Source organism: Methylobacterium sp. B4 (genome assembly GCF_003201865.1).
Classification (GTDB): Bacteria; Pseudomonadota; Alphaproteobacteria; order Rhizobiales; family Beijerinckiaceae; genus Methylobacterium.
On sequence record NZ_QJJJ01000024.1, the window covers coordinates 42,440 to 62,721 of the forward strand.

Here is a 20,282-nt window from a genome sequence, read left to right on the forward strand (position 1 = left end):
GGTTACCGTCGCCATCCTGCCGCCACACCGATCGAAGCTTCGGCCGCGATCGACGGATCAGGCGAGGCGCATGGCGGTGCGCCGCAGGGCCGAGGCCAGGATCTCCCGGGTTCTCGGATCGCGCGCCGTCCGCATCGCCGCCATCAGGGCCGGTGCCGCATCGACGGCCGTCTCGCCCATCCGGCCGAGTGCGTTGCCCAGGGCGCGACGTCGATCTTCGTCCGACGTCTCTTCCAACAGTGCCACCAACGGTGCGACGGCCGGGGCCCCGATTTCCGCGATGACGAGGCCGAGCCGCCACTGGACCGGGGCGAAGCCCGATCGCCTCATCACTGTGACCAGCGTCTTCAGGTGCGCCGCGGGCGCAGGTCCGATCCGGCGCAGGTCGTCCACGATCTGGAGCCGAACCCGATCCTCAGCCGCGCCCGCCAGGGCTTCGACGAGCGATCCGATCAGGGCCTCGCGCGCGTCCACGGCCGCGGGACCGATCAGCCCGAGAGCGTGGAGGATGAGGAGGCGGACCGGTTCGTTCGGTGCGCTCTCGAGAGCGGCCGACAGTGGCCCGATTGCGGCCGCTCCCATGGCGCCGAGCAATTGCGCCGTGTGTCGCCCGAGCGCGCTCTCGCCGTAGATCGCGAGCAGACCGGCAAGGCCTTGGATCGCCGCCGGGGACGGGATCACCCCGCGTGCGATTTTGCGCAGGATCGCCTCCGAGCCGGATGCCCGGGGCGCGAGCGTGGCCGCGTCGATCTGCGCGGTCGCGAGCAGCGCGGCCGGCGCGCCGATCATCCGCAGCGCCTCGGCAAGGGCCGTGCCCAGCGCGGCATCCTCGGTCGCCCCGACCGCTGCCCCGAGGCTTGCGACCGCCGCACCCGCCTCTGTTCCGAACTCTCCCAGCCCCTCGGCCAAAGCGGTGCGCGCGGCGGGATCTTGGTTGGCTTCGAATTCCGCCAGGAGGATCGGCAGGGCGACCGGGCCGAGGCTCGCCATCGCTTCGACGATGCGACGCAACGTCCACAGATCGCGGCTCGCCCGCAGGGCATCGCGCAAGGGGCTAAGCGAGGCGGGCGAACGCAGACCGATCGCCGTCAGCGCCTCGGCCATCGCCGCGCGTGAGGGATCGTCGGCTGCGGCACCGACCGCCTCCACGAGGTCGCCGAGGGCGGGCGCCGCGCTTGGGCCGATCGAGCCGAGGGCCCGCGCGAGCGTCGCACGCTGCCGCGCCTGCGCCGCGCCGCGAAAAGCCGCCACGAGAGGGCCGATTGCGGTGGGTCCGATCCTGCCCAGGGCATGGGCAAGCATGGCGTGGGTGTTCGCGTCGCGTGCGGTTGCGAGCGCCGCGAGCAATGATTGGATCGCTTCCGAGCCCGCCGCGCTGATCCGTTCGATCATCAGCGCGACCTGACTGTGATGCCCGGGTCCGCACAAAGCCTCGACCCGCACGATGACGGCCGGCAGATGGAACGCTGCCGGGGCACCGATGCCGGCAAGGGCGTAGGCCAGGGCTTCGACACCGTCGAGATCCGTCGTTGCGGCGAGCGCCAACGCAAGCTTGTCTGCGAGCGGCGCCGCTTCGGTTCCGATGCGGCCTGCGGCGTAGGCGATCCATCGGCGCCGATCGTGGTCCCGGATTTGTTCGAGCCCGGCTGCAAGAGCCTCCAGATCCGTTGGGCCGGCCCACCAGAGCAGGCCGGCCAGATCCGCCGGCGCGGTCCCGCTCGCCCCGCCGGCCAACATTTCGAACAGGCCGGGCACCGGGCTCGTGCGATGACCGTCGCGGGACAGTCGAATTTCCTCGCCCGCACGTTGCCCATCGAGCAGCGCCCGCGCCTCGTCCTGTCGGATCTCGACGCGTTCCTCACGGTTCGACAACCGCATGTCGGCCGTGACACGGCCATTCACGATCCGGAAGAGCCGGAAGGATTCGGGGATCGTCTCGCCGTGGGGACGTAGGGTGCTGCACCGGACGGAATGACTCCGCAGATCACCCGATAGCCATGTCGCGGGAACGGGACCGGTGCACTCGTACACCTCCGCCATGCCGATCGGACGGCTGGGCTCTTCCTCGCCGAGACGGCTGCGGGACCAGGCCGCCTCGCCATCGCTGACCGCCACGTTGCCGCCGAAGCCTGCAAGGAAGAGTCGGCCGTCCCGGATGAGCCAGCGGGCCACATAGCCTCGGACATGGGCCGTGGAGGAGCCGCGCAGGAAACGGCATCGTCGCCAGAGCGGGTGGCCGGCCGGGAGGATCGGTGGGCAGCTCGTGAGGAAGTAGCCCACTCCGTCGGCTTCGAGCCGGTCCGGGACTTGACGTGTCATCGCTGAGGAGCGCCCGCAATCGCCATTGCGTCGTCATCGAGGACGCAGGCGCCCCCGGCCGTCAAGGACCTCAACTGCTCGCCCGGCCCGGCGAGGTGCTCGCTCATCCGACCTCGTTGGCCGGAACCGACAGATTGCCCCGGATCAGGTCGCGGCCGGCATAGATGCCGCCCGCGGTCTCCAGCTCGAGGCGTTCGGCGTCGCGGCGGCGCACTTCGGCCATGACATCGCTGGCGGCCTCCGGATCGTCCCCGATCGTGAGGAGCGTCTGCTCGCCGAAGGCGAGCGCCGACTCGACGGTCTCGCGGATCTGGTAGGCGACGCCGGCATGGATCAGCTCGACGGCGTGCTCCCGGTCGCGGGCGCGGGCGAGGACGGGGACCAGCGGGAATTCCGCGCGGGCGATCTCGGCGATACGCTTGGCCGTCTCCGGGTCGTCGACGCAAATCAGGATCGCGCGGGCGGTCTCGGCACCGGCCGAGCGCAGGATGTCGAGCCGGGTGCCGTCTCCGTAATAGACCTTGAAGCCGAAGGATTCGGCGAGGCGGATGTTCTCGGCGTTGGTGTCGATGATGGAGACGGAGCAGCCGCGCGAGATCAGCGGCTGGCTGACGATCTGCCCGAACCGGCCGAAGCCGACGATCAGGGCGCTGCCGGCGAGGTTCTCGGCCAGCTCGACGCCGTCCATCGAGACCGTTGCCTTCGGGCCGAGCCGGTCGAACAGGATCACCGCGAGCGGCGTCACCGCCATGGACAGGATCACCGTCGCCGTCAGGACGGCATTGGTCGTGCCGTCGATGATGCCCACGCTCGCCGCGGCGGCGTAGAGCACGAAGGCGAACTCGCCTCCCTGCGCCATCAGCGCGGCGCGCTCCAGCGACTCCGTATGGGTGGCCCGCAGGATCCGGGCGATCCCGTAGATCACGAGACTCTTCACCACCATGTAGGCGGCCACGGAAAGGAGGATCAGGCCCCAGTTCGCGGCGATGATCGCGAGGTCGAGGGACATGCCGACGCCGAGGAAGAACAGGCCGAGCAGGATGCCTCGGAAGGGCTCGACATCCGCTTCGAGCTGATGCCGGAAGCTCGATTCCGAGAGCAGCACGCCGGCCAGGAAGGCGCCCATCGCCATGGAGAGGCCGCCGAGCTGCATCGCGAGCGCGGAGCCGAGCACGACCAGCAGGGCGGCGGCCGTCATCACCTCGCGAGCCTTCGCGGCGGCGAGCAGGCGGAACAGCGGGTTGAGGAGCCAGCGCCCGGCCGCCACCAGAGCCGCGACGGAGCCGAGCGCGATGCCGATGGCGTAGAGGCGCTCCATGCCGCTGGCCCCAGCCCCGCCCGGCGCAAGCAGCGTGACCACCGCCAGCAGCGGCACGATCGCGAGATCCTCCAGAAGCAGGATCGCGACGATCCTCTGGCCCTTCGGCCTGGAGAGCGAGCCGCGCTCCTCCAGCAGTTGCATCACGATGGCCGTCGAGGTCAGCACGAAGCCGGTGCCGGCCACGAAGGCCACGGTCACCGAGAAGCCAAGGCCGACGCCGACCAGGGTGAGCGCGGCGATGCAGGCGCCAACCTGCGCGAGGCCGAGGCCGAAGATCTCGCGGCGCATCCCCCAGAGCCGGGACGGCTCCATCTCCAACCCGATGATGAAGAGGAACATCACGACGCCGAGTTCGGCGACGTGCAGGATCGCATGCGCGTCGGTGAACAGGCCGAGGCCGAAGGGGCCGATGACCAGTCCCGCCAGGAGGTAGCCGAGCACCGAGCCGAGTCCGAGCCGCTTGAACAGCGGAACCGCGATCACGCCCGCGGCGAGCAGCGACACGACCTGGACGAGCTCGCTCGCCGCTCCGGATGCTTCGGCAGCCATGGCGTCTTCAACCTCGATCTTTTGAGAGAGCGCCGCCCGTGGGCGGCGAGAGGGGCTTTGCGGGTGGCGGGGCACCCGCTCCGGGGCTCAGGGGTAGCGGACAGGCGGAGGGGATTCGGGCAGCGGAATGAACTCTGCGTCGTTCGGCACGGTGTCGAAACGGCCCTGGCGCCAATCCTCCTTAGCCTGCTCGATCCGCTCCGGCCGCGACGAAACGAAGTTCCACCAGAGGTGGCGCGGTCCGTCCATCGGTTCGCCGCCCAGCACCATGAAGCGCGCGCCTTCCGTCGCCCGCACGCTGATGCGGTCGCCGGGCCGGAAGACCAGCAGCTGGCCGGGCTCGAAGCCGTCGCCCGCGATCTCGATCGCGCCGGAGACCGTATAGATCGCCCGCTCGTCGTAGGTCGGATCGAGCGGCAATACGGCGCCCGCCTCCAGCGCCACGTCCGCGTAGACCATCGGGCTCGAAGTGCGCACGGGCGAGCGGGCGCCGAAGGCCTCGCCCGCGATCAGATGGACGGTCTTGCCCTCCCCCGTCAGCACCGGCATGGCCGCGGCATCGTAATGCTCGAAGGCCGGCGCGTTCTCCTCGTCCCGCGCATTCAGCGCGACCCAACTCTGGATGCCGAACAGCTTGGAGCCGGTCTGGCGCAGGTCGGTGCCGGTGCGCTCGGAATGGGTGATGCCGCGGCCCGCCGTCATCCAGTTGAGTTCGCCCGGGCGGATCGGCAACTCGGTGCCGAGGCTGTCCCGGTGCATGATCTCGCCGTCGAACAGGTAGGTCACCGTGGCCAGCCCGATATGCGGGTGGGGTCGCACGTCCATGCCCTGCCCGAGTAGGAATTCGGACGGACCCATCTGATCGAAGAAGATGAACGGCCCGACCATCCGGCACTCGGCCGAGGGAAGAGCCCGCCGCACGGCAAAGGAGCCGAGATCCCGCGAGCGGGGCACGATCAGGGTCTTGATTGCATCGCAGCTGAACGTATCAGCCGCAATCGGGTCGTCTGCACCGTGCCAGCTCATGCTTCTGCTCCCTCGCTTGAGCGGGACCGACCGCGATAGGCGGTTCTGCGCTCGACGGTTTAGCGCGACCCGAAGACTCGGGTCGACGGGCAACAAGATGCGTCGGCTGGTTCTGTTTTGTAATGGAAACGAGCAAAACGCATCGTTTCCAATTTTTCCATCTCATCCGTGGCTGGACGGGTGCTGGCCAGATGCGCTGGCGGTGTGGCACGGAACTCCGTGACGGCCGCGCCTGCCGAACACGGAAATGCGATCCGATCGGTCCAGCTTTATTTCAAATGATAACTTTTTGTTAGATCGCCTGGAATAGCGTCCATTGAGACGGCAATGAAAAATCGTTATTCAATCGTCGTTTGAAGAGACAAGTACAATGCCGGTGATTTTCCGGCTCTAACCTGTTGTGCGTTAATGAATGGTGGTCGTCCGAACCCGTTCGGAAGGGTCTCTCCGGCCCGGCCGCAGACTTCGAAGACCCTCGCGACCAAGGTGCTCTCGGCCGAACGTCGTGCTGAACTCGCACCAGAATGGCTTGATCCGGCTGCGACGGCTGCGCGACCGGAGCGGCTGGCGGTGATCTTCTCCGGCCTCGGTCGTCCGTATCGACGATGCCACACGCTCAAACCGCACGCCTCGACCGGGGGGCCTAACCATTCATGTTGGACTTCAGCACGCTGCAGGTCGCGAGCATCAGTAGCCGCCTTGCCTTCATCGTCGTCTTCCTGGTGACGCTCTCACGGCACCCGAGCGAGTTCTATTTCGGCATCTGGGCGAGCGCGCTCGGCTGCTCCCTGATCGCCTCCTTCATGATGCTGGGCGATCCCTCGACGGTTCCGCTCCAGCCCTTCAAGGGAGCCGTCGTCTACGCCCTCTACGGAGCCAGCCTCTCGGCCTCGTGGATCGGCTTGCGGCTGTTCTACGAACGGCCGGTTTCGGTTCCGCCGGCCATCGTCCTGGCCGTCGGTCCGGGCGTCCTCTACGGGCTCATGTTGCAGGTCGGCATCGCGATACCGTGGGGCCTGTCCACGGTGTTCGTTCTGATCGCCGTGAGCACCGGCCTGTGCATCCTCGAAATCCTGCGGACGCCCGCGCAGTCGCGCCTGTGGACGCAATACATCGTCCTTCTGGGATTTCTCGGTTATTTCTCGGCCTTCGTCCTGTCGGTCGTGATCATCCACTTTGCGAGCGAACACTTCGCTTCACCGGATAGTGGGGTCTACTCCCTGCTGTTCGATCAGTGGTGTGGAGTCTTCATCCAGATCGGCTACCTCGCCATGGTGAGCGAGCGCGCGCATCTGAGGCTCAGCCACTTGGCCGATACCGACCCGCTCACCGGTCTGGCGAACCGCCGCGGCCTGCGCGCGGCGATGAGCCGACGCGCGGCGGGCGATCGCGGAACCGCGGGCTGCGCGGTGCTTCTGGCCGACATCGATCGCTTCAAATCGATCAACGACACCCACGGCCACGAGGGGGGCGATGCCGTCCTCGTCGGCGTCGCCGAGAGGTTGCGCAGCGTGATGCGCAAGGACGATCTCATCGCCCGCTGGGGCGGCGAGGAGTTCCTCGTGGTGGTGGATCGAACCGACGACGCGCAGGCGGTCCTCGTCGCCGAACGCCTGCGCGCGGCGGTGGCCGGGCAGCCGATCCTGCTCGGCGGCACCTCCATCGCGGTGACGGCAAGCGTCGGCGTGTCGGTCGGGACGATGGGCGAGGTGCAGATCGATGCTGCCGTGGCCCGCGCGGACGCGGCGCTCTACGCGGCCAAGAACGGCGGCAGGAATCAGGTGCGCCTGGAACTGCCGACGGTGCCTCAGCCGGCCGCCGCCGGGGCGACATGGATTCCGGCCCCGCCCGTCGGGCCGTCCCAACCGATCGCGACTGCGATTGCCATCCGAGAAGCGTGATCGAGCCGTGCCCAGAAGATCGACGCAAAGAAGCGATGTCTGCGATCGTTCGCGCGCCAACGCGATGTCACGTGGCCGCCGGACCGGGCTTGCGCTCGCGGCCCTGGCGCTGGCTTCGCCCGGCCGGGCGGCGGATATGCCCGCGGCTCCAGCGCCCGAGGAGGCGCTGACGGCGGGGAGCCTCCTCGTGCGGGCTCGAATCATCGGTTCGATCCCCGTCAACCAGTTCTCCCGGATCGAGCTGGTCGGGGGCCGGGTGTCGACGCCGGCGCGAGCACTGCCGGATCTCGACATCACCTACTTCCTCAGCGATCACTTCGCGCTCGCCCTGCAGGGCGGGGTCGTGCCGACGCGAACCTCGATCCGCGGATCGGTCGTCGGCAACCTGCCGATCGGCACGACCTGGAGCGCCTCGGTGACCAGCGCGATCCAGTTCCACTTCCTGCCGCACGCCGCCTTCAACCCGTATCTCGGTGCCGGGGTCGCCTACACGCATCCGCTGGCCTACGAACCGGCCAAGCCGTTCGTCACCGCCATGAAGGCCGATCCGCAACTGGGGCCGATGATCCAGGCCGGCTTCGATTATCATCTCGGCGGCCGCTGGTACGCCAACATGGACATCAAGCAGGTCTTCCTGCCGACGCAGGTCTCCCGCGTCGGACCGGTCGGCGCGACGGTGCGGCTCGACTTGCTGATGGTCGGGGCCGGCCTCGGCTACCGCTTCTGACAATCCGGTCCGCGACCCCGATCGCCTGCGCCGGTGATCCCCTTTCCTCCGAGCGCGTTGTCCCGGCTGCGATCGTGACGGAGGAACAGGACATGACGAAGCTCTTCATCGCCCATGTGCGCGGCCCGGCCGGCGAGCGCCCGCTCGTGACCGTGCGTGCGGCCGCCGAGGGCGAGGCGCGCCTGTTCGTCGAGGCGGCCTACCCGGAAGACGAGGTGGTCGAGATCGCCGAGCCCGGCGAATGGGTGAGCGACGCCGATACCGGCACTCGGACCGGGGACGTGCGCGAGCATCCCGGCAGCGCGTGGCAGCCGCCGACGAGCCGGGCCTGAGACCGAAGGCCGTGACTTGCCTCCCCGAGGACGTGCGCGCCCTCGCGCTCCTGCTGCCGGAGACGGTCGAGGGTGCCCATCAGGGCCACCCCGACTTCCGGGTCGGCGGGCGGATCTACGCCACCCTCTGGACCGACGAGGCGCGCGTCGTCGTCAAGCTGACGCCCGACGAGCAGGCGCGCGTCCTGGAGGACGAACCGGACGCCTTCGAGCCGGTGCCGGGCGCCTGGGGCGGCCGGGGCTGGACCAGCCTTGACCTCGATGCTGCGGACGAGGCGGTTCTGCGTATCGCCCTGCTGACCGCGTGGCGGACCGTGGCGCCCGGAGACCTCGTCGCCCGCTACGACGATCTCGCCCTCGACCCTTGAGCCTCGCTCAAGCTCGAAGGCCCGGCGCTTCCTGGCCGGTGCTCGCGACGTATTCCGAGTAGCCGCCGCCGTAGAGGCGCACGCCGTCCCCCGTCAGTTCGAGCAGCCGGTTCGACAGAGCTGCCAGGAAGTGACGGTCGTGGGAGACGAACAGCATCGTGCCCTCGTAGGAGGCGAGCGCGGCGATCAGCATCTCCTTGGTGGCGATGTCGAGGTGGTTGGTGGGCTCGTCGAGCACGAGGAAGTTCGGCGGGTCGTAGAGCATCTTGGCCATGACGAGGCGGGCCTTCTCGCCGCCCGAGAGGACGCGGCAGGGCTTCTCTACGTCGTCGCCCGAGAAGCCGAAGCAGCCGGCCAGCGCCCGCAGCGAGCCCTGCCCCGCCTGCGGGAAGGTGCTCTCCAGATCCTCGAAGATCGTCAGGTCGCCGTCGAGCAGGTCCATGGCGTGCTGGGCGAAGTATCCGAGCTTCACGCTGCCCCCGACCGTCACCGAACCGGAATCGGGCTGCGCGGTGCCGGTGACGAGCTTCAGCAGCGTCGACTTACCGGCGCCGTTCACGCCCATCACGCACCAGCGCTCCTTGCGGCGGATCGAGAAGTCGAACCCTTCATAGATGATGCGGCTGCCGTAGCTCTTGTGGACGCCCTTGAGCATCGCGACGTCGTCGCCCGAGCGCGGTGCGGGCTGGAATTCGAAGGCGACGGTCTGGCGGCGGCGCGGCGGCTCGACCCGCTCGATCTTGTCGAGCTTCTTCACCCGGCTCTGCACCTGCGCGGCATGGCTGGCGCGCGCCTTGAATCGCTCGATGAACTTGATCTCCTTGGCGAGCATCGCCTGCTGACGCTCGAACTGCGCCTGCTGCTGCAGTTCGTTGAGCGCCCGCTGCTGCTCGTAGAAGCCGTAATCGCCCGAATAGGTGGTGAGCGTGCCGCCGTCGATCTCGATGACCTTGGAGACGATGCGGTTCATGAACTCGCGATCGTGCGAGGTCATCAGCAGTGCGCCGTCATAGCCCTTGAGGAAGGATTCGAGCCAGATCAGGCTCTCTAGGTCGAGGTGGTTGCTCGGCTCGTCGAGCAGCATCACGTCGGGCCGCATGAGCAGGATGCGCGCGAGCGCGACGCGCATCTTCCAGCCGCCGGAGAGCCGGCCGACATCGTTCTCCATCATCTCCTGGGAGAAGCCGAGACCGGCCAGCACCTCGTAGGCCCGGCCCTCGAGCGCGTAGCCGTCGAGCTCCTCGAAGCGGGCCTGCACCTCGCCGTAGCGCTCGACCAGAGCCTCCATTTCGTCGGCCCGCTCGGGGTCGGCGAGCGCGCCTTCGAGTTCCTTCAATTCCGCCGCCACGATGCTGACCGGGCCGGCCCCGTCCATGACCTCCGCCACGACGGAGCGCCCGCGCATCTCGCCGACGTCCTGGCTGAAATAGCCGATGGTGATACCGCGCTCCGCCGAGACCTGCCCCTCGTCCGGCTGCTCCTGGCCGGTCATCATGCGGAACAACGTGGTTTTGCCGGCGCCGTTCGGCCCGACGAGGCCGGCCTTCTCGCCCTTCTGCAGAGCGGCGGACGCCTCGATGAAGACGATCTGCCGGCCGTTCTGCTTGCCGATCTTGTCGAGGCGAATCATGCGTCCGCGAAGCCTGGATGAGGGTCTGAGGTGGAAGGCGAAAGGATGTACGCGGCCTTACGCCAAGGGCGCCGCGAGCGAAAGCGGAGCGGCCTCACGGCAGACCCGCTTCGGGCGGGCACGCTCCATCCGCCGCGCCCGGCCGGATCAGAACCCCGATAATATTTGAATGAGTCGGCGCGACAGGCGAATGGATCGATATAAATCCTCATGAAGTCTGTCTTGGTGAGGGGACTATCAACTGATGGATTCTGATTTGGATCAAAATTCAAATTCGAGGTTGGATCTTGTTAACGATCGGTCACTCACAAGATCGTGATCCAATGAGGCAGGGGCGGCCCTCGGATGCTTCGAAACAGTCCCCGTGACGCGGCTGATGCGCTGGTTCACTCATCTCAAGCTCCTCGGCAAACTCGCCATCCCGGCGGCGCTGATTGCACTGGTCTCGGCCGGCATCATCGTCTTGGCCCGTGACAAGCTCGATCAGATGGAGCGGACGACGCAGCAGGTCGTCGACGTGCGGGCCGCCCGCGTCATCACCGCCCTGCAGACCGCGCTCGCGATCGACGAGGCCGTCATCAGCGAGAAGAACATCATCCTGGAAAGCGACGCGTCGATCCTATCGACCCAGCACGGGCGTTTCGAGGATGCGCGGGGGCGGGCCCTGGCCGGCGTCGACAGGCTGATCGCCCTGGCGGAGGCGGACGCGAGCCGGACGAAGCTGGAGGAGGTGAAAGGGTCGATCTCGCTCTTCGTCACCACGCTCAAGCGCTCGATCGCTCTGGGGATGAAGGGGCTGAAGGAGCAGGCGGTCAAGGTCTCCTACGACGAGGTGAGGCCGGTCCGGATCAAGGCCATCGAGGCGATCCAGGCGCGCATTGCGTCCAACATGCGCGAACTCGAACAGGCCAAGCAGCAGGCCAGCGAGGTCGGCAAATCCGCCGCCGTGGCGCTTACCGGCATCGCCGCGGCCGGCCTGCTCGTCGCCTTCGGCCTGCTCGGGCTGATCGCCGTCGCCGGGGTCGCGCGTCCCATGGGCCGGCTCGTGCGAATTCTCGAGCGGATGGCGGAGGGCGAGACCGAGACCGACATCGCCGAGGCGCGCCGCGGCGACGAGATCGGCGCCGTCGCCCGCGCGGTGGAGGGCATCAAGGTGCTGGTGGCCCGCAAGGCGGCCGAGCAGGCGGAACTCAAGCGGGTGGCCGACGAGGCCGCTGCCGTCGAGCGCCGCCGCACCATGCTCGAACTCGCCGACGGCTTCGAGCGCGCGGTCGGCGGCGTCGTCGGGATGGTCTCGTCGTCCGCGACCGAGCTGCAGGCCACCGCGCAGACCATGACGGCAACCGCCACGCAGACCGCGAGCCAGTCCACCACCGTCGCCGCGGCGGCGGAGGAGGCCGCCTCCAACGTCAACACCGTCGCTGCCGCCGCGGAGGAACTCGGCGCCTCGGTCCACGAGATCGGGCGCCAGGTCGGAACCTCGTCGAACATGGCCCAAATCGCCGTCGGCGAGGCGGATCGCAGCGCCGCTCTCGTCCACGAACTGGCCCAGGCCGCCGCCCGGATCGGGGACGTGGTGAACCTCATCGCCAACATCGCGAGCCAGACCAACCTGCTTGCCCTGAACGCGACCATCGAAGCCGCGCGGGCGGGCGAGGCCGGCCGCGGCTTCGCCGTCGTCGCGAGCGAGGTGAAGGAACTCGCAGCGCAGACCGCGCGGGCCACGGGCGAGATCTCCGGACAGATCGCCCAGATCCAGGGCGCCACCGATCAGGCGGTGACGGCCATCGGCAGCATCACGGGGCGCATCCGCGACATCAACGCGGTGGCGACGACGATCGCCGCGGCGGTGGAGGAACAGGGTGCGGCCACCCAGGAGATCGTGCGCAACGTGGCGCAGGCGGCCCTGGGTGCGGGCGAGGTGACCGGCAACATCGCCGGGGTGGCTCAGGCCTCCGAGGAGACCGGTGTCGCCGCCAGGCAGGTGCTGGTTTCCGCCTCCGAACTGTCGCAGCAATCCGAGCAGCTGCGGGCGGAGGTCGCGCGCTTCCTCGCCACCGTGCGGGCGGCCTGAGCCGCCGAGGGCAGAAACGAAAAGGGGGCGCTCCGCGGCGCCCCCTTTTTCTTCGTCGGCCCAAGTCCAACCGTGCAAGCGATCGCCGTCGCTCCAAGATGGCGCTCTAACCCGGCACCTTCTTGTGGCTCACGGTGGCGACCTCGTCAGGCCGTCCCTCGTCGCCGGTCACGGCACCGGCAAGCGCCGCCGCGTGGAGGGCCAGCACCGGTACGAAGACCAGTGCCATCATCAGGGCGACGACGAGCACGACGCTGCCGTTGCGGCTGGACTTCGCCGCACGGGCGCGGGCACGCCGGGAAATGACGTTGGAGTCAGTCATGGCTCACCTCTTGTCGGACCAGCCGCCGAAGGCCGGTCGCGGGTGAGCCGGATCAGACGATCAGGCGCAGAGCACGCGGGAGGCCGAAGGCGGCGTGGTCGATCGACTACTGTCGTCGGGCATGGGGGTAGAAAGATCCTGTGGAGCCGCACATCGGACGCACGGCGGCGATGGACGGACAACGCGCGCATGACGGATGAGTTCGATCCCGTCAAGTCCGCATCGCCCGGCCCGCTGTGCACGAGCGCGGCGATTCCGCTCCTCAAGGCATCGAATCGAGCGGGGGCGCGAACGCGGGTGGCAGCCTCCGCGTTGGGATGGCATGTCGACCGATACGATCATCTGGACCCAGGGCGGGATCTCCGAGGTACCCCTGGCGCGCTACACCGGCCAAGTCGGTTCCGTGGCGGTTGCCACCATCGAGTACGATGGTTCGAACCGGCTCTGGACCTGGTGGAGCCCGCTCGCCGAGGACATCTGGGGCCACGCCCAGGATGCGGACGGCGCCAAGCAGGCTGCGGAGGTCTGGCTGCGTGGCTGGCTTGAGAATTTCCGCCCCTTCTTCGAGATGGCCCGCTGACGGCCTCAGGCGGCTGCGGCGACGGCGTCCCGGCTGCGCCACATGTAGCGGGCGAGGATCGAGCGATGAGGCGCGAAGCCTGCGGCGACCGCGGCCGTGTCCGCGATGCCGGTGAGCCGGCGCAACACGCCGACCGCGGCGACGTCGCCCGCGGGCCAGATGTCCGGATCGAGGAAGTGGAAGATGCCGACCATGTCGGCCGTCCAGGGTCCGACGCCGCGGATCCGGCAGAGCCGTTCCACGCGCTCCGCCTGCGGCACGTCTGCCAGCTCCGCGCCGAGCAGACCGGCGTCCTCCGCCTCGCGGATCGCGAAAAGGGCCCGCACCTTGTTCCCCGAGACGCCGCAGCCCAGCAGCAGCGGCTCGAAGCCCGGCACGAACAGCTCGGGCGTCGCGACGCCCTGGGACGCGGCGGCGGCCTCGATCCTGTTCCAGATCGCGAGGGCCGCTTTGGTCGAGAGCTGCTGGTTGACGACCTCGACGAACAGGCGCTCGGCCACGCTGGCATGGATCGGTGGAGCGATCTCGATCCGTCCAAGACCAGCGATCGCCGCCCGCAGGGGCTCCGCCACCGTCCCAGCCTGTCGCAACAGGCTGGCATAGATGTCGGGATCCAGCATCGTTCCGCTCTTGCTCCCCGGTTGCGCTCCCACAGAAACGCTTGAAGCCTGGGCGTGGTCCCGCCGGAGTTTCAGGATCCGCAGTTCGAGCGGGGCGCTCCGATGTCTTGCGTTCCTCGCTCTCAGGTCGCGATCCAGGCGGCCGATTCCCATCCGCACTGTGCGCTCAGCGAACCGGCGAACACGGCATCGAGCCGCAGCCGCTCAGCCTCGACGAGCGGACCGTCCACCGCCACCGGGCGGCAGCGGCCGTCCCAGCCCGGCACGACGAAGTCCGGGTTGTGCAGGGCGTGGTCGGAGGCTTCCGAGAAGAAGGCGCGCTCTCCCCCGTCGATGTAGCTCTCCGCCGGCAGGCCTTCGGCGAGCAGAATGTCGTGGGCGTCGAGTTCGATGTGCCAGTAGGTGACGCTGGCGACCGGCTCGCGGGTGATCGTGGTGCCGTTGATGAGGCACATGACGGGCACCAGCGCGCCACCCTCGTTGTCGGCATCGGCTCCGACCAGCACCGGGTGACCCGGCGAGAGGAAGAGGTCGCGGGCCGGCAGCCCGTGGCCGAAGGCACCAGCGCGGACGCGAACCGGCTGCTGATTGAACGAGAGCGAGCCGCTCCCGGCGCTGATCTCACGATGTCCGATCCAAGTGATCGGGCGCAGGGCGCCGGAGGCCGTGACGGCGCGGTCGCCGACCTGCAGATCCTCGACCGCAACCTCGCCGCGACTCGTGCGGATCAGGGTGCCCGTCACGAAGCAGGGCGCCTGCGGCAGGTTGGAGAAGGTTTGGGGCGTGTTGTTCGGCAGCGAAAACTGTTGTCCCGGCGTCACGACGCTCGTCGAGATCACGAGAGTTCCGCTCAGAGACTGGTTCGGATCGAGCGCGATCGTGATCGCGTCGCCGGTCTGGTAGCCGGTCTGCACGCCGGTCAGCGGTGGGCCGAAGCCGCTGGCAAGGATGACCGCACCCGGTCTGGCATCGGCCGAAGGATCCGGTGAGCTGACGAACACCGTGGAGGTGGGAGACACATTGAGGGAGTTGGCGAGCTGGGTGCCAGAAATCTGAACAGTAAAAGATTGCGTGTCGCCGACGCGGACATCGGATCCATTCGCAAACTGTCCCGAGTTCTGCAGCTGGTAGCTGAACCCGGACGGAAATTGCGCGTAAGTCATGTGCTCCCCCAAGCGAAACTGTCTGAAAATTTCTTCGGACAGAAACCGAAGGGAAAACTGTTTGTTGGCTCCTTTCAATACTGATTCTGAGATGTTGGCTGCGCGTTGTAACCACGCAACATTTTATGTTATTTGTTGTCTTTGCAATGTACCGCCATAAGTATAAGATAATTATTTGATCGAAGAATGCGAGCAATTTAATCTATTTATCAGTGCAGACAAGGCGCGTTGCAGCGGAAGGCTCAAGTCGCTTGATGATCCGCTTTGATTTCGATGCGCACTGTATTGGAGAGCAGATGTCCGCCCTGCCATGCGCTTGAGCCGGCTGGACACAGCACGCCACGAACGATGCGTTTCACGAGTTTCCCGACGCCGTTCACAAGGGCGCGGTGATACGCTCGGCGCTTATGGCCGATCGGTCAAACTCGGACTTTCGGGATGTCGGCGGGACTTGGCGGAGAGGGGGGGATTCCCCCGTACCTTCCAGAAAAACGTTGGCGGTCAATGACTTAGGCCGCCCGTCCTGAAATCGTGTGTACCACCAGAATGGCCTATCGGGTGCTTGAGCGCAAGGGTCCCTGAGGTCGTTCCAACGCCCCGCAGACCTCCAAGTTGTCACGCCCCAAAATCCGTTTGGGATGGGCAGATGAAGCTGGCTGCCCACAACCGGACATTTGACTTCAGGCCCACCTCACCAAATTAGCTAGTTCCGGATTTCGGTTTAGGTTGTGACATCAACCGCCACTTCTCGTCCAGATCGGCGTCGCTCGCCAACTCGTCCAGAAAGGCGCGTGCTGCAGTTCTGATCGGGCCTTCGGCGTCCTCGTACGGCATCGGGCGTTTCGGCGGTGTATCGATGCCTCCATGCCGGCAGAATGGTCCAAGATAGGCTGGATTGTTCGCCGTGGCTGTAAAATCGTTATATCTCGATTTCGAAAGTCCCGCCTCGCTCGCTACCCGGTTTTTATCCCAACCGGGGCGCTGCGTCATCCAATCTGTCAGTGCGTATAGAGAAATATAGGTTGGGCCTTGTACTCCGACGTAGAGCAACATGTCCTTTGCAAGTGGATCGAACCTCGCAAGAAAGATGAGCTTGGTGATCTCGTTGTTTAATGGGTTGCGCAGTGGATCGGCATGCTGGGCGAGATAGGCTGACGAGAACGGCGCCCTTGTGACGTCTCCCTTCCCCCCATGCCATCTTAGGATACCATTGGGATCATCGCGATCCGACGCTGCCAGTTGAAGCCTAATCGGCACATACTTAAGCCCTAGGACTAGCAGCATCGCGCCATCGAATACGGCCTTCAAGGCCGCCTGCCTGCCGGCTAGGGCTTCCGCGTCTGGGGCATCGTTCAGGTGTGGCGATGCCCACGAGAACCAGTTCGGCACGCCATCACTGTCCTCGGGCCAAATGAAAATGTCCGGACTACTAAAGTTCTCGCACACTCCCCGCACCAAAGCGTCCGGTGTAAAGTCATACCAGAACCACGGCGGGTTCGCATCTCGCGAATATGCCATCCCGGGCAACCTTTCTTGTCCATCCTTGGTAGGACGCGAGCGGGCGTCTCGACGGCGTGCCGTATCGCTTTTCTACGGACAAGGGAATGAAGCGGCGGTTCAGCTTGGAAACTGGACCAACCTAGTACGTTAACCTGGGGTGTCTACGCTCCCAGCATGGCGCATATCACGTTGGACGAGGCACGCCCTTACCTGCAAGTGGCCAGCTATGTCACAAAGACCTCCGACGGCCCGATAACCCGTCGAGGTCCGGCTGTTGTCGCCCTGGCGTTCGGATGCGGTCTGCATCCAATAGAGATCGTTGGGCTGCAACGTCGGCACTGGCGTCCGAAAGGGGAGGATATCCTCGACGTTGATTTAGGTGGCATGACCATCGAAGGAGCATCCATTCGGACCCAACATCGACGCCTTCCCATCCCACCTCATACGAGAACGTTGGTCGACGCTTATCTCGACGGCATGCCGGAGATCGGTGCCGAAGACCCTTTGATCCGGACCGGAGACGGCCGTCGCGCGACCCGCCGCAGCCTGGTGGCACAATCAGAGATCCCGAACAGGCGGGGTGGCCCGACCTTCACGCTCCCGGAGTTCGCTGCTGCCTTTGCCACATCTCTGACGCTCCCGAGTGTCGACGATGGCGTCGAGAGGCTTGAACCTGGGCTGTATGAGTATCTGATAGGCGCGAAGCCTCGGGACGGATCAAGGTGGACGGGCACACACCCCCCACCCGGAGCGCTGCGGCGCTTCCTGGCAAAGCACGTCGAGATGTGGAAGGTCGACCGGAGCTTCTGGCGCCCGAACCTCCGGCTACCCACTCAGAACCAGGACGACCCCATAAAAGTGGTATCGTGATACCGTATTTTTGGTCGTCCCCGGTTTCGAGTTGGTATGCGAACGGGACATTTCGGGGGTGTTTTGGCTAACATTCGACCGCATCAATCGACACGAAACGGCACTGGACCAGTCCAGATTTGACATTGCCGCATTCCCATTGCCTGCGCGCGGGGAAGGCCAAAAGCGAGGCCGCACCAATAACTTGCCCCGATCAAGCGACTGATCTGGTTTCGTGATGGTACTTGACGGCAGGTCTCGGGACCGCTCCTCAATCTCGTCGCCCTCAGCCGACTGCCATGTTAGCCTGATGCATCAGCTGCCACGTGCCGGTGCACCTTCTCGACGCGGCGCGCACGTTGGCGGTTCGGGGGCGCCTGCGTGGACCATTACGACCTGCTTGCCCGACCGGACTGGAAAGCCCGGTCGGTGCTGATCGTGACGCCTTACGTCGAGGGCGAGTTCTTCCAGCGCCTCGTGAAGGACCTCAAGCTGGGGCTGCTGACCGTCGTTGTCGACGGCGGCTGCCGGCCGGACGATGTCACGATGATCCAAGCACTGCGCTCGAAGGGTCGCGACGTCCAGGTGGCGCTTGGCGGCGCGACAGGCCTCGTGCACGCGAAGGTGTTCCACGTCGAGTGGGAGACGTCCGGTGGCAGGACCGCCCACACCCTCGTCTATGGCTCCGGAAACGCCACCCGACAGGCTTTCCACGGCGGCATCAACGCCGAACTGATGTGCAAGGCCCGGTTGACCGCCGCAAGCCACGGGCCTGTTTTGGACTGGGCGCGGGCTGTTCGAGAAGCGGTGACGGCGGCGGCAGAAGGCAGCGTCACCGTGGAGGCAGCGCGGGATGTCGCGCTGGCTGATGGCATCTTTGTGCGGCTGCCCGCCATCGTGGTGAAGGACGCCACGACCAAGGCCAGCAACTTCGACCTCTGGCTACAGCGGGGCCGCTTGGCCGCGGCCTTCCGACCCGACCCTTCCTTCCTCCGCGTGCACATCAACCTTCGCGCTGACCTGCCGCCGGGCACGGTAGAGCAAACGGTGCTCGACGTCGGCTTCGAGATGCCGCGGACCCGCCGGCTGAGCATCCCGTACCTGCAGACCGTGGAAGATTTCGACGATGCCCCTGATGGGAGCGGGCACTGGCGGAGCCGCTTCTTCGCGCTAACCCAGCTCGGGGATTGGTGCTCGGCTACCTGTCACGCCGAACGCAATCCCGTGTTCCGGAAGGCCGGCCATGAGGGGCGGGTCCGCCTAATCGGCCTTCTCAAGGAGCTGGTGGATCCCGTTCAGCGGGACGGAGTGCGAGGCAGGTACCTGGATCGCGTCGAGCGCCTCTGGGCAGCGCTTGGCGAGGACGCCGGCACCTTCCTATCGGCGACGGACGGCTACATCGACCTAGGGCAGTACGCGCGCCTTTTCGAGCAACGCGTCGAGTATGACCTGGAGCTGGCTGCCGACGACGAGTTTTGCACGCGGTTCGTCGACGGCGTCGAGATCATCGAGGTGCCGCGTTTCCGCGTCGACACGGGCGCCTGGAATGCCTTCGTCGAGAGTTTCGCACGGCAACTCCATCTCGAAAGCATCAAGCGGAGAAGCGTCTCGCTGATCTACCAGCGTGTGAGTGCCGCGCTCACCGGACTAGCGGAAGACCCGTTCCAGGACCCACGCCGAACGATCAAGCTACTGCGCAAGCATTGGAACGATGTAATCGAGGACGACGAGGGGGAAGCGACCACGGTGGGCGCCTACGTCGACGGCTACCAAGATATTTGGCGTTGAAAGATCAATTCGCATATTTAACAGAACGGCTTAATCCTAAACAAATCTGACCTGGCGGTTTAGTCTTTCTACACTGACATACCGTCGCTAACAATGCGTGTAGCCGCTACTGGAAACTCTTTCTGCGGCCACCATCCAACTTCGAGGCAAGCGCAACAAAGATGGCTGTGGAGGTAAAGGCGCAGCGCGAGCGCATCAACGCGAGCGCCGCCGTCTCGCTTTTGACCCTCGGCGGACAATCGGCGCCAGAGCACCAAACGAACTTGCAGGACCCCTGTTGCACCTCCCCTTGACGAAAGGGAAGTGTAAGTTACTTGTGGGCTTCACCCAACCAGGGAGAGGCCCATGGTCTTAGAGACCGTACACACGCTTCAAACCGCCAAGTCGCAGCTTCTCAGCACCGTCGCTCTGATTGACCGAGCGCTCGACATGCTCCAGGCACAGAAGCCCGAGGCGGACGTTGAGGTCGAAGCTTCCGGCAGCGGACCACCCGCTCCCGCTCCCGCCGACGTCGAGTTTCTCACTATCGACGAGGAGATCGTCGGGCTCGTGCGTGCGCATGGATCGCTGACCCTCAACGAGGTGACGGAGCGTGCGCCGCGCTTCTCGTGGGTCCAGATCAATCGACGCACCCGCACGACGAAGGACAGCCTCGTCAATCGGGGAGTTCTCGTGTTCGAGGCGTCGCCCAAGCCTGGGCGCTTGTCGATTGCTCCGGGCTTCAGCGGCGATCCGAATCCGCCGCTCTCCGGCTACATCGAGAAGATCGCCGCGGCCGACGAGGTCGCTGTCGCCTCCGGCAAGGCGCCGTCGTCGGACGCCCTGATCAAGGTGTTCGCCACCTTCCACCGCCTCTATGAGCAGCGGGTGCTGTGGTGGCACCACGACGGTGATCCGATGCGGTCGGGGCACATTCTTAAGGGCGTCGAGCACCGCGGCGTCATGGGCCTCGTCGAGCACATGCTCACCCGCAACGAGGACTCGGGCCTGAAGCTGTGCATGGCGGCGGGGCGGCCAGATGCGACCCTGGAGTGGACGGTCGCCACGAACGCGGGCCTGTTCCCTGTGACCCTGGTCGAGGCCGCTAAGGCGCGGCTCGGCAGCGTGGGCGTGAGCGTCTAGAGCGGCATCCGATCAGGTTGGATCGTAGGCGTCGTAGCCTGCGGCCGCGAGATAGTTGCGGCACTCCGCCGTTGAGAAGCGCCTGAACGCG

General features: G+C 66.4%; 18 protein-coding genes. 10 read left to right on the forward strand and 8 right to left on the reverse strand.

What is annotated here, in order from left to right:
* Positions 1-57: 57 nt before the first annotated feature.
* Positions 58-1,302: a HEAT repeat domain-containing protein gene (locus BY998_RS24615; protein ID WP_210205508.1), complete on the reverse strand. Its 1,245-nt coding sequence runs from the start codon at positions 1,300-1,302 to the stop codon at positions 58-60.
* A gap of 48 nt (positions 1,303-1,350) precedes the next feature.
* Here BY998_RS24615 and BY998_RS24620 point away from each other — a divergent pair, with 48 nt between their 5' ends.
* On the forward strand, positions 1,351-1,953 hold the full coding sequence (locus BY998_RS24620) for a hypothetical protein (RefSeq protein WP_210205509.1): 603 nt from the start codon (positions 1,351-1,353) through the stop codon (positions 1,951-1,953).
* Positions 1,954-2,422: 469 nt separating this feature from the next.
* Here BY998_RS24620 and BY998_RS20360 read toward each other — a convergent pair whose 3' ends face one another.
* Positions 2,423-4,189, reverse strand: a complete 1,767-nt coding sequence (locus BY998_RS20360; RefSeq protein ID WP_110353524.1) for a monovalent cation:proton antiporter-2 (CPA2) family protein — start codon at positions 4,187-4,189, stop codon at positions 2,423-2,425.
* An 87-nt stretch (positions 4,190-4,276) separates the two neighbouring features.
* On the reverse strand, positions 4,277-5,215 hold the full coding sequence (locus tag BY998_RS20365; protein ID WP_110353525.1) for a pirin family protein: 939 nt from the start codon (positions 5,213-5,215) through the stop codon (positions 4,277-4,279).
* Positions 5,216-5,868: 653 nt separating this feature from the next.
* Between BY998_RS20365 and BY998_RS20370 the strand changes: the two genes are divergently transcribed.
* The 4 genes from BY998_RS20370 to BY998_RS20385 all read left to right on the forward strand — a co-directional run bounded on the left by BY998_RS20370 (position 5,869) and on the right by BY998_RS20385 (position 8,543).
* Positions 5,869-7,116: a GGDEF domain-containing protein gene (locus BY998_RS20370; protein ID WP_110353526.1), complete on the forward strand. Its 1,248-nt coding sequence runs from the start codon at positions 5,869-5,871 to the stop codon at positions 7,114-7,116.
* A gap of 136 nt (positions 7,117-7,252) precedes the next feature.
* A complete protein-coding gene (locus tag BY998_RS20375) occupies positions 7,253-7,843 on the forward strand; it encodes an OmpW family outer membrane protein (protein ID WP_245421678.1) in 591 nt (196 codons plus the stop codon).
* A 92-nt stretch (positions 7,844-7,935) separates the two neighbouring features.
* On the forward strand, positions 7,936-8,175 hold the full coding sequence (locus tag BY998_RS20380; protein ID WP_110353528.1) for a hypothetical protein: 240 nt from the start codon (positions 7,936-7,938) through the stop codon (positions 8,173-8,175).
* Between the two features lie 11 nt (positions 8,176-8,186).
* On the forward strand, positions 8,187-8,543 hold the full coding sequence (locus BY998_RS20385) for an MmcQ/YjbR family DNA-binding protein (protein WP_110353537.1): 357 nt from the start codon (positions 8,187-8,189) through the stop codon (positions 8,541-8,543).
* Between the two features lie 7 nt (positions 8,544-8,550).
* Here BY998_RS20385 and BY998_RS20390 read toward each other — a convergent pair whose 3' ends face one another.
* Positions 8,551-10,173, reverse strand: a complete 1,623-nt coding sequence (locus BY998_RS20390; RefSeq protein ID WP_110353529.1) for an ABC-F family ATP-binding cassette domain-containing protein — start codon at positions 10,171-10,173, stop codon at positions 8,551-8,553.
* A gap of 376 nt (positions 10,174-10,549) precedes the next feature.
* Here BY998_RS20390 and BY998_RS20395 point away from each other — a divergent pair, with 376 nt between their 5' ends.
* Positions 10,550-12,247: a methyl-accepting chemotaxis protein gene (locus BY998_RS20395; RefSeq protein WP_110353538.1), complete on the forward strand. Its 1,698-nt coding sequence runs from the start codon at positions 10,550-10,552 to the stop codon at positions 12,245-12,247.
* A gap of 106 nt (positions 12,248-12,353) precedes the next feature.
* Here the strand turns inward: BY998_RS20395 and BY998_RS20400 are convergent, their stop codons facing one another.
* Entirely contained in the window at positions 12,354-12,569 is a 216-nt protein-coding gene (locus tag BY998_RS20400) for a hypothetical protein (RefSeq protein WP_110353530.1), read from the reverse strand.
* Between the two features lie 322 nt (positions 12,570-12,891).
* On the opposite strand from BY998_RS20400, the gene BY998_RS20405 reads away from it, so the two are divergent.
* Positions 12,892-13,149, forward strand: coding sequence for a hypothetical protein (locus tag BY998_RS20405; protein ID WP_110353531.1), 258 nt, complete (start codon positions 12,892-12,894; stop codon positions 13,147-13,149).
* A 5-nt stretch (positions 13,150-13,154) separates the two neighbouring features.
* On the opposite strand, the gene BY998_RS20410 is transcribed toward BY998_RS20405, so the two are convergent.
* The 3 genes from BY998_RS20410 to BY998_RS24070 form a co-directional block, all read right to left on the reverse strand.
* The gene (locus BY998_RS20410) at positions 13,155-13,769 is read right to left on the reverse strand and encodes a DNA-3-methyladenine glycosylase 2 family protein (RefSeq protein ID WP_110353532.1); all 615 of its coding nucleotides are present in this window, start codon (positions 13,767-13,769) and stop codon (positions 13,155-13,157) included.
* Between the two features lie 122 nt (positions 13,770-13,891).
* Positions 13,892-14,932, reverse strand: a complete 1,041-nt coding sequence (locus BY998_RS20415) for a Hint domain-containing protein (protein WP_110353533.1) — start codon at positions 14,930-14,932, stop codon at positions 13,892-13,894.
* 699 nt (positions 14,933-15,631) lie between these two features.
* Positions 15,632-16,450 (reverse strand): hypothetical protein, encoded by an 819-nt coding sequence (locus BY998_RS24070; protein WP_146221821.1) that lies wholly within the window; start codon positions 16,448-16,450, stop codon positions 15,632-15,634.
* A 435-nt stretch (positions 16,451-16,885) separates the two neighbouring features.
* Between BY998_RS24070 and BY998_RS24075 the strand changes: the two genes are divergently transcribed.
* The 3 genes from BY998_RS24075 to BY998_RS20425 all read left to right on the forward strand — a co-directional run bounded on the left by BY998_RS24075 (position 16,886) and on the right by BY998_RS20425 (position 20,191).
* Positions 16,886-17,302, forward strand: a complete 417-nt coding sequence (locus tag BY998_RS24075; protein WP_146221822.1) for a hypothetical protein — start codon at positions 16,886-16,888, stop codon at positions 17,300-17,302.
* A 360-nt stretch (positions 17,303-17,662) separates the two neighbouring features.
* Positions 17,663-19,069: a hypothetical protein gene (locus BY998_RS20420; protein ID WP_146221823.1), complete on the forward strand. Its 1,407-nt coding sequence runs from the start codon at positions 17,663-17,665 to the stop codon at positions 19,067-19,069.
* Between the two features lie 345 nt (positions 19,070-19,414).
* Positions 19,415-20,191, forward strand: coding sequence for a hypothetical protein (locus BY998_RS20425; protein ID WP_017482826.1), 777 nt, complete (start codon positions 19,415-19,417; stop codon positions 20,189-20,191).
* Positions 20,192-20,282: the final 91 nt, after the last annotated feature.